Source organism: Aminiphilus sp. (assembly GCF_029975095.1).
Taxonomy (GTDB): Bacteria; Synergistota; Synergistia; order Synergistales; family Aminiphilaceae; genus Aminiphilus.
On sequence record NZ_JARKPW010000073.1, the window covers coordinates 1 to 9,964 of the forward strand.

6 protein-coding genes and 1 pseudogene are annotated in these 9,964 nt (G+C 61.7%); all 7 read left to right on the forward strand.

The features are described 5' to 3' along the window. A pseudogene (locus tag Q1K49_RS04555) lies at positions 1 to 422 on the forward strand (succinylglutamate desuccinylase); the annotation flags it as partial. A 57-nt stretch (positions 423 to 479) separates the two neighbouring features. Beyond that, complete coding sequence (gene ggt / locus Q1K49_RS04560) at positions 480 to 2,198, forward strand: gamma-glutamyltransferase (RefSeq protein ID WP_300523303.1); 1,719 nt, start codon at positions 480 to 482, stop codon at positions 2,196 to 2,198. Positions 2,199 to 2,730: 532 nt separating this feature from the next. Further along, positions 2,731 to 3,687, forward strand: a complete 957-nt coding sequence (gene arcC / locus Q1K49_RS04565; protein WP_300523305.1) for a carbamate kinase — start codon at positions 2,731 to 2,733, stop codon at positions 3,685 to 3,687. A gap of 527 nt (positions 3,688 to 4,214) precedes the next feature. Further along, positions 4,215 to 5,858, forward strand: coding sequence for a nucleoside kinase (locus Q1K49_RS04570; protein ID WP_300523308.1), 1,644 nt, complete (start codon positions 4,215 to 4,217; stop codon positions 5,856 to 5,858). A 234-nt stretch (positions 5,859 to 6,092) separates the two neighbouring features. Continuing rightward, positions 6,093 to 6,872, forward strand: a complete 780-nt coding sequence (locus Q1K49_RS04575; RefSeq protein ID WP_300523310.1) for an FCD domain-containing protein — start codon at positions 6,093 to 6,095, stop codon at positions 6,870 to 6,872. A gap of 111 nt (positions 6,873 to 6,983) precedes the next feature. After that, positions 6,984 to 8,168: an FAD-dependent oxidoreductase gene (locus Q1K49_RS04580; RefSeq protein WP_300523311.1), complete on the forward strand. Its 1,185-nt coding sequence runs from the start codon at positions 6,984 to 6,986 to the stop codon at positions 8,166 to 8,168. A 314-nt stretch (positions 8,169 to 8,482) separates the two neighbouring features. Beyond that, on the forward strand, positions 8,483 to 9,964 hold a 1,482-nt coding region (locus Q1K49_RS04585), incomplete at its 3' end, for a sodium:solute symporter family protein (protein ID WP_300523314.1).

Below are 9,964 nucleotides of genomic sequence, written 5' to 3' on the forward strand. Positions count from 1 at the left end.
CGGGTATTCCCATGCGGCTCGAACCCTCTCCGAAGAATCTCCGCGGCCTTACCCACCGCGAGTGGGGCGATTTCACGGAGACCATGCCCATTCTTCTGGAGACGGCCAACCCCAGCCAGGGACGTCTCCGGGGGCGTACCGACGAGGATCTGGTCCTCACCGGTAGGGACAAGTGTTACATGAAGGCCGCCGCGCTGGGGCGTCTCTTCGTTCCCTACGACGGTTCCCAGAGCATTGAATTGCGTGTGGCCCGTCATACCGCGACGGTGAAAACCTTTCTGGACATGCTCGGCCTTTTCGACGAGGCGAAGGAGGTGGACGTGGAGGGCATTCCGACCTATGAAGAGCTTCTTGGACAGGGGTACGGCGCGTTTCTGACGCCCCTGCCTCTGAAAGACGCCTCTCCGGGGTCCCAGGGGTAGGCCGAGAAAATTTTTCCCCCGGAGATGCGGACAGGACTGAGAAGGAGGAGAGAGCGAATGAAACGGTACGGAATTGCGGTGGTGCTCGTTCTGTTGACGGCTCTTCTGGCCGGGTTCGCCTGGGCGGAGCCGAAGCCCGACGAAATCTACGCGGAGAACGGCATGGTGTCCTCGGCCCATCGCCTGGCGTCCCGGGCGGGTGTGGAGATCCTCCAGAAAGGCGGCAACGCCATCGACGCGGCGGTGGCCACGGCTCTCGCGCTGAACGTCGTGGAAGCCAATGCATCGGGCATCGGCGGCGGCGGCTTCATGACCGTCCGCTTCGCCAAGACCGGAGAAGTGGTGGTTCTCGATTATCGGGAGATCGCGCCCGCGTCGGCCACGAAGGACCTGTTCGCCTCCGAGCAGGCCAAGACGGAGAAATGGAGTCAGCTCGGCGGCAAGTCCGTGGGTGTCCCCGGATGGCTCGCGGGCATGATGACCGCCCTGGAGAAGTACGGTACCATGAGCTTCGCCGACGTCGCCCAGCCCGCCATTCGGCTCGCCGAAGAGGGATTCAGCGTTGCCCCCATGCAGACCCAGATCATCACGGACGAGCTGGACAAGATCCTTGCCTACAACGATCCCGCCAAGGTGGCCTTCCTGAAGGACGGCCTTCCCTATCCCACGGGAGAGACGCTGAAGCAGCCCGCACTCGCCAAGACCTTCCGCCTCATCGGTGAGAAGGGGCTCAAGGCCTTCTACGACGGCCCCATCGGCCAGGCGGTCGTAGACGCGGTGAACGCCTCGGGCGGCGCCATGACCATGAAGGATCTCAAGACCTACACGGTGCAGGTGCGTAAACCCGTGGAGGGGACCTACCGCGGCTATGCCATCTACTCCGTGCCCCCCGCATCGAGCGGCGGCACCCACATCGTGCAGCTTCTGAACATCATGGAGAACTTCCCCGTGAAGGAATGGGGACACAACGGCCCCCGGACGCTGCACTTCCTCGCGGAGGCCATGAAGCTCATGTATGCGGACCGCAGCAAGTACATGGCCGACACGGCTTTTGCAAACGTTCCCCTGGAAGGACTCGCCTCCAAGGCCTACGCAAAGACCCTTGCCGACAAGATCAAGGCGGACGTGGTCATGCAGGAAGTCGTTCCGGGCGATCCCTTCGCCTTCCAGGCGACGAAGAGCGCCTATCTCGCGGGCGACCCGCAGGAGCGGATCTCCACGAGCCACTTCTCCGTGGTGGACAAGGAAGGGAACATCGTGGCCTCCACGAATACCGTGAACTACTTCTTCGGCTCCGGCGTGTTCGTTCCGGAGTACGGATTCGTGCTCAACAACGAGATGGACGACTTCTCCAGCAACCCCGAGAGCGTGAACGCCCCCGAACCGGGCAAACGGCCTCTCTCCTCCATGTCGCCCACCATCGTCCTCGACCCGCAGGGGAAACCCTTCATGGCCCTCGGTTCCGCGGGTGCGACCCGAATCATTACCGCCGTGAGCCAGATCATCATGAACGTGGTCGATTTCGGCATGCCCATGGACCTCGCCATCGAGCAGCCCCGCATCGCGAACCTCGTCTCGGGCGGCAAGGCGGCCCCGCTCGCCGTGGAAAAGGGCATCTCTCCGGAGACGATCCGCTTCCTCGAGTGGCGCGGACACAAGGTGGACGTGAAGGATTTCGGCGGCTGGTTCGGAACGGCCCAGGGCATCCTCTTCAAGAACGGCAGGATGAACGGTGGAGCCGACAGCCGGCGCCTCGGGGTTCCCGTGGGGTACTGATCACCACTGGTTTCCCTGGGGTTTCCGAAGCGGAGCGTGGTAAAGAGGGAAGGGGCGCGGGCGTATCGTTCGCGCCCCTTCCCTTAGAATTTTTCCGCTTTGGAGTGGCGCTTCGAACGCAACAGAGGTGGATCTCGTACCCGACAGACCTCAGTCGAAGTGCATCGTCCGAGGCATTGTCGTGGCCTGTTGCAAAGGAACGTTGACGAAACCGGGGAATCCGGACAGGTTCAGGACGTAGTGCTGCCCAGTCACGATGGAATGCGTACACCTACGGGAAAATGGGTGTCCCCTTAGTGCGGGAATCTGAATGTCCCTTGACAGCATCGAAGAAATCCCTTTCCGGCGCGGGGTTTTTTTGCGCAGGAATTTTTTCTCGCCACGTGCGGTTCCGTATTGAACAAAGAGCTTTGTTTGGTTTACAATATGAGGCGTTTCGACTCTGGAATCCCCGGGGGAAATCCGCCGTTCCTTCAGCGTTTCCTTCTCTAAAAACCCTTGCGGGATCCGAAGAAAAGGGAGAGATGCAGTCATGGGAGCCACAAAGGTCGTCATTGCCCTCGGAGGAAACGCGTTGCAGGAAGCAGGAACACCTCCTACGGCGGAAGCCCAGCTCGATGTGGTGCGGAAGACCGCTGCCCACCTCGCCGAGATCAGTTGCCGCGGCTACGAGATGGCGGTCGTGCACGGAAACGGACCGCAGGTGGGACGCATCGTTCTTGCCCAGGAGATCGCCGCGGCGGCGAATCCCCAGACTCCCGCCATGCCCTTCGACGTCTGCGGCGCCATGAGCCAGGGATACATCGGTTACCACATACAGCAGGCCCTTCGGGATGCGCTGCGGAACCGGAACCGGAACGTTCCCGTGGTGACCCTCGTCACCCAGGTGGTGGTGGACCCGAACGATCCCGCCTTCAAAAATCCCACGAAACCTATCGGTCCCTTTTATTCCGAGGCGGAGGCGAAGCGCATCGCCGAGGAGAAAGGATATGTCGTCAAGGAGGACGCCGGGCGGGGGTGGCGCCGGGTGGTCGCGTCGCCGGAGCCGAAGAAGATCACCGAAATTTCCGCGGTGAAGCGTCTCTGGGAGACCACCATCGTCATCACCGCCGGAGGCGGCGGCATCCCTGTCATCGAGAACATGGACGGCTCCCTTACGGGTGTGGCCGCAGTGATCGACAAGGATCTGGCTGCGGAGAAGCTCGCCGAGGAGATCGAGGCGGACATCCTGCTCATCCTCACCGAGGTGGACAAGGTGTGCCTCGACTTCAAGAAACCCACGCAGCGGGTTCTTTCCTCCATGACCGTGGCGGAGGCGATTTCCTACATGGAGGAGGGACATTTCGCGCCGGGAAGCATGCTCCCCAAGGTGATGGCGGCCATCAAGTTCGCCCGGACCTTCCCGGGGCGCAAGGCGATCATCACCTCCCTCTCCAAGGCGGTGGAGGCCCTCGACGGCCTGGAGGGCACGGTCGTCACCATGGCGTGACGCCCCGGGAAGAGTGAAGGACTGTGTGTGGGAGCGGAGCTGCTGCGGAGATGCCAGCATGCTTCCGCTCCCTTTTTCGTTGCCACGGTGCAACGACGGGATGTCGTGCCACTTCCACTGCGGCAAAATGCCAAAAGGATCGGGACAAGCAAAAGCCACAGTGCCGTCATCCTCGCCTTTTTCGGCGCGAAAGCGAAACCGTCAGCGTCGTGCTCGATTCCGGTAGGGATGAGCAGACTGTTCGTCTTCTCCAGCTCCGGTTGTGTCACGTTCTTGATGAGCAGGAACAGACGCTCGTCTTGATTCGATCGTGGTTTGTCCGCATGGTAGAAAAAAGCGGGTAGTGCGTAAGGATTGGGGTTGTGTGGTGTAGTGCAGTGTAGCGTAGCGTAGCGTATTGGTATCGGTATGGATTGTAGATGTAACCGCCATTCCGTTTGTCGCAATTTTTATGGAAAATCCTCCGTTGCATCTCCGCCGCCGGACCTGTAAGGTAGAGCAAAAGCTGCGCCGAGGAGGCGATGTTCATGTCCTTTCCTGTTTCCGTGGAGGGAAACGGTTCTCTGGAGAGTGATTCGCCCGTTGACGGAATAGGTGTCCTGAAAACGCTTCCCTTTCCGGAGCCGCACAAGGTGGTGGCCTGGAGGGTGAACAACTTCCTCCGCTCCCTCGCGTGGAAAGTCGATGGTGCCGCGTCGGTGTCTTTCGTGGACACGTCCTCCTTCGAGGGGAGCGACGTCTACCGCCGGACCCTGAGCTTCCTGCTCGTCCTGGCCTGCAGGAAAGCTCTGGACGAGGACGTGGTGATCCGTCATTCCATCAGCAACGCCCTCTACTGCGAGCTCGCGGGCCGGGCCGCGACGGAGGCCGATGTGGACCGCGTGCAGGATTTCCTCCGTCACTTCGTGGAGATGGACATCCCCATCGTGCCGGAGATCCACACGCTGGATCGCGCAGTGGACCTCTTTCAACGTCAGGGCAACGAGGACAAGGCACGCCTGCTCAAATGGGCGGGGCACGATCCTCTGGTACTCTATCGCTGCGCGGACCGGTACGCCTACTTCTACGCACCTCTGGCTCCCTCCACGGGATATGTGAAGACCTTCGACGTCATGTTCCACGATCCCGGCATGGTGCTCCGCTGTCCCTCCGTGATCTCGCCCGACGAACTTCCCCCGTTTCAGGCTCCGCGCAGTCTGGTGGACGTGTTCCGGGAATACGGCGAGTGGCTCGACATCCTCGGCGTGAGCACCATGGAGAACCTGCACGAGCAGGTCGCTGCGGGGAAGGGGCTGGAGCTCATCCTCATCTCCGAGGCGCTTCACGCTCAGCGCCTCAATCGTATCGCCGAGGAGATCGTCGCCCGGGGTACCGTCCGGGTGATTCCCATGGCCGGTCCTTCGGGATCGGGAAAAACCACCACGTCGCGGCGGCTGCGAACCCAGTTGCAGGTGGCGGGCCTGCACCCGGTGACCCTCGAACTGGACGACTATTTCGTGGACCGCGAACGGACTCCCCGGGATTCCCAGGGGAACTACGATTTCGAAGCTCTGGAGGCGCTCGATCTGGAGCGCCTCGGCGAGGATCTGCACGCGCTGCTCGCCGGACGGGAGGTGCGACTTCCCAAATTCGACTTCTGCGCCGGAAAGAGCCATCCCGGTCGGAGTCTCCGCCTGAAGGAGCGGGACGTGCTCATCATGGAGGGCATTCACGGGCTGAATCAGCGCGTTGTCGGAAGCCTTCCCCCCGGAACGGCCTTCGGCGTCTTCGTCTCGCCCCTCACGGGGGTGAGCCTGGACCGGCACAACCGCACGAGCACCACGGACAACCGCCTTCTCCGGCGCATGGTCCGGGATGCGAGGACCCGGGGAAAATCTCCGGAGGTGACGCTCCAGCAGTGGCCCTCGGTGATCCGGGGCGCCCAGAAGTATATTTTCCCCTACCAGGAGCACGCGGATGCCATGTTCAATACGGCCCTCATCTACGAGCTTTCCGTTCTCAAGGGACATGCGGAGCCGCTGCTCCGGACCGTTCCCGAGGCCTCTCCCGTGTTCGGAGAGGCCCAGCGGCTTCTCTCCATGCTCCACTTCGTTCCCTTCATCCCCGAGGGCAATGTGCCGAACGCGTCGATCCTCCGGGAGTTCATCGGCGGAAGCTGTTTCGGTGACTGATGACGTTCCCGTGGTTGCGGAAGCATTCCGACCCTCCCTGACGGCGATTTTTCGGAGAAGAAAAATGTTGCGGATAAAAACAGAAAAAACACGTTTGTTCCGTGTATTTGAGAGAACGGAGGAGGAAAGGTTGACAAAAGAGAGCAAAAGAGACTATGCTGCTCACGTGATGAGCAGCATGGCGAGAGTTCCGGCGGAAAAGCACGTTGGTATTGCCCCGGAGGAGTGCGTCTCGTGAGCGCTCCGCTCGGTTCCGCAGCGGCATCGCTTCCGGGAGGCGGCGGCATGGAACTTCTGCTGGACGACAAGACGTTGCGGATTCTGGAGATTCTCTCCGACAGCTCCGAACCGATGGGTTCGTGGAATCTCGTGGAGCTTCTGGAGGGAAGGGGCATCTCGGTCAGTCCCGCCACCATCGGGCGGACGTTGAATCGGCTGGAGAGCCTGGGATATCTGGAAAAAGAGAAGTTCAAGGGACGGGTCATCACGCCCAGGGGCGAGGAGGCGATCCGTCTTTCCCAGGAACTCCGGGAGCGGAACTATTACAAGGAACAGCTCGATGCCATCATCAACACCAACGTGCTGCAGAATTTTCTCATGGTGCTGGAGGCCCGGAAGGCCATCGAACGCTCCACGGTGCGTCTCGCCGCGGAGCGGGCGAACGACGCGGAAGTGCGGCACATGGAGGAGATCCTCGAACGGCAGAAGGCGCTCCGGGACCAGGGAGGCAGCATCGCCGACGAGGACCGGGCCTTTCACAAGGCCATCGCCGCCGCCTCGGGCAACAAGGCTCTGGAGATTCTCTATGCCATCATCTCCATGTCGGGGCAGCAGTCCCGCCTTTTCGAGCATCTGCGGAAAAAGGTGGCCTCTCCCTATGTGACGGGACATCTCAGGATCCTGGAGGCCATTCGGGACCACAAGCCGGACCGGGCGGAGATCTGTATGGTGGAGCATCTCGACGGGCTCATGGAGGACGTGAACGCCTACTGGCATCACTATCATCCCAAGTAGGCGAAAAGGGGAAGAAAGGCGCCTTGCGCGACCGCAAGGCGCTTTTTCAGAACATTCCATTGCTACTCATGAGATGAGCAGCACGGTTTTCCCGGAAGGAGCGCGACGAACGTGGACGGAGACAAGGCATTCGACGCAATCGTCATCGGTGGGGGCATCATCGGTTTTTCCTGCGGCTACTATCTCTCCCGTGAGGGCAAACGGGTGCTCGTTCTGGAGAAGGGCGAGCCCGGCTGCGGCGCCTCCGGATCCTGCGACGACATGATTCTCTTTCAGTCCAAGAAGCCCGGGGTGCTTCTGGAGATGACCTTTTTGAGCCGCAATCTCTACAGAACGCTCGAAGCGGAGCTCGACATGAAGGTGGAATTCCAGAACCTCGGAGGCATGATCCTCATCGAGAACGAGGCGCACCTGGCGATCATGGAGGATTTCGTCGCCCGGCAGCGGGCCTGCGGCCTCTCGGTGGAGATGCTGGATCGGCGGGAGGCACTGCGGCGCCAGCCCTGCGCCGGTCCCTCCATCGTGGCCTCCACGTATTGTCCCGACGATTCCCAGGCGAATCCCTTCAAGGTCATGGCGGCCTTCCGCGCCGCGGGTGAGCGGAAAGGCATGCGTCTCCGCAAGCGTGCAGCGGTGACGGCCACTCGTGCTCTTCCCGGAGGCGGATGGGAGGTGGCCACCGAGACGGAGCGTTATCGTGCCGATCTCGTGGTGAACGCCGCCGGAGCCTGGGCGGCACAGCTCGCCGCCCAGATCGGTCTGGAGCTGCCCATCGTGCCCAGGCGCGGACAGATTCTCGTCACCGAGGCCGTGGGGCTTCCCGGCGAAACGAACGTCTGGAGTTCCGAGTACATCGTCTCCAAGCTTCGCCCCGACATGGCCGGGCGGGACGAGCGTTCCCGCAGGCTCGGGCTCGGATTCGCCTTCTCCAGAACCTGGCACGGCAACTATCTCATCGGCAGCACCAGGGAAAACGTGGGGTTCGACAAGAGAACCACCGGAGAAGCCCTCGACGCGGTGGCCGCGAAGGCGGTGGAACTCTTTCCCATCCTCGGCCAGGTCCACGTGGTGCGCTCCTTCTCCGGTCTCCGTCCGGCCTGCGTGGATGGGAAGTGCATCCTCGGCGAGTCGCCCCGGCATCCCGGCTATTTCATCGCCGCCGGGCACGAGGGGGACGGCATCGCGCTGGCTCCCGTGACGGGGAAGTTCCTCGCGGATCTTGTCTGCGGACGCAGGACAGAACTGGATCTGACGGAACTGCACCCGGGGCGTTTTATCGACGCCAAGGTAGCGTAGGGGGTTTTTCGGAAACAGCAGACTCTCTCAACGTGTGCGTGTCGGGCGGATGCCGCCGGAGGCGGTCGGTCCGGTTTCAGGGATGCTTTGCCGAAGGAGGAGCGGGCCCCTCTTCCTGCGGAGCGGTCATGGCGTGTGGAGACGACGGAGGTGCCGCGGGCGTGCGGAAATGCCGCAATCTCTTCGTTCCACTCCGGCGGGAATGCGTTGCGTGGATTTTTCCGCCGGCGACGAGGTCGGATCGGTCATCGACGTGTCGGATTTTTCGGACGGCCCGATGATCCCCGGAGAACGTGAAAGGGGAGGATCGACTCATGGCATTGGGCACCTGGTTGTGGATCGTCACCATAGGCTTCTGTCTCGCCTTCCTCGTCATTTCCTGGAAAGTGAAGGACAAGGCCACCTCGAGTTACGCGGAATATGTCATCGGCGGCGGAAGTCTGCCCTTTTTCCTCATCTTCTTCACCCAGTTCGCCACCATCATGGGGGTGGGAAATTTCGTGGGCCATGCCGCCTCGGGAGCACGGGTGGGGTTGCCCCACATGTTCTTCATCCTCGGAGAGCAGGGGTCCAAGATCATCTTCGCCCTCTTCTTCGCGGGGCTAGCGGGACGCTTCACCTACAAGACCGTGTCGGAAATGATGGACGATCTCTTCGTCCGGGACCGGGTGACCCGCATGCTGGTGGGACTCGTCGCCTCGCTCATCATGATCGCCTGGGTGGGCGGACAGGGCAAGGCCTTCGGCCATATCTTCAGCGTCATCACCGGCGCGAACCCCACCTGGATCATTCTCTTCTTCTCTGCGGTGTTCATTCTCTACACCACCCTTGGCGGCATCTATTCCGTGGTGTGGACCGACTTCCTCCAGGGCATTCTCATGTTCATCTTCGGAGCGGTGTTCTACTACTACGCTTTCGCCCCCGTGGATTTCAGCCTCACCCAGCTGGCGACGAAACTCGCCGAGGGAGGGCACGGCAATCTCTGGGCGGTGGAGCATGTGAACACCATGTCCCTCGTCACCATGTTCGTCACGGGATGCATCGGCATCCTCGCCGCCCAGATCTACTGGCAGCGCTGTTTCGCCGCGAAGGACGGGCGTACCGCCCGGAACGGCCTGCTCTACAGCGGCATCATCGCGATTCTCATGGTGATGCTCACGGCTCTTGTGGGTATGGTCATCGTGGCGGTGAACCCGGAGATCCTGGGCGCGGACGGCAAGCTCGCCGCGGATCCCATGTCCTGGTTCCTCCAGAGCGCACACATTCCCACTTTTGTGGCGGCCATGATCTTTGCGCTCATTCTCGCCGCGGGCATGTCCTCCGCGGACTCGAATCTCAACTCCGCGGCCACGCTCATCGTGAACGATCTGATTCTGCCCCTCAAGAAGGACGCCACGGACCAGGAACTGGTGCGCTACGTCACCATCGCCACCATCGTGGTGGGCATTTTCGCGGCTCTGGCCGCCCTTTACGCCACCACCATCATCGGCCTTTTCTCCAAGGCCTATTCCATCGCGGGAGGAGCCCTGGTACCGCTGCTTCTCGTGGGACTTATCTGGAAAAAGCGCGCCGGTGAGGAATTCCGTATGGGAACCAGGAACAGCAACATCACTCCCTGGGGGGCTCGAACCGGCATCGTCGTGGGAGGTGTGCTCACCCAGATGGAAGCCCTCGGTGCACACCGGAATCTCATCGCCCTCTGTGTGTCAGCTCTGCTCCTCGTGGTGTTTTCCCTGTTGACGAAGGAACGCAGGGAGGAGAGTTCCCTGCGGGCTGGAGGCGAGGCCCCCGCACAC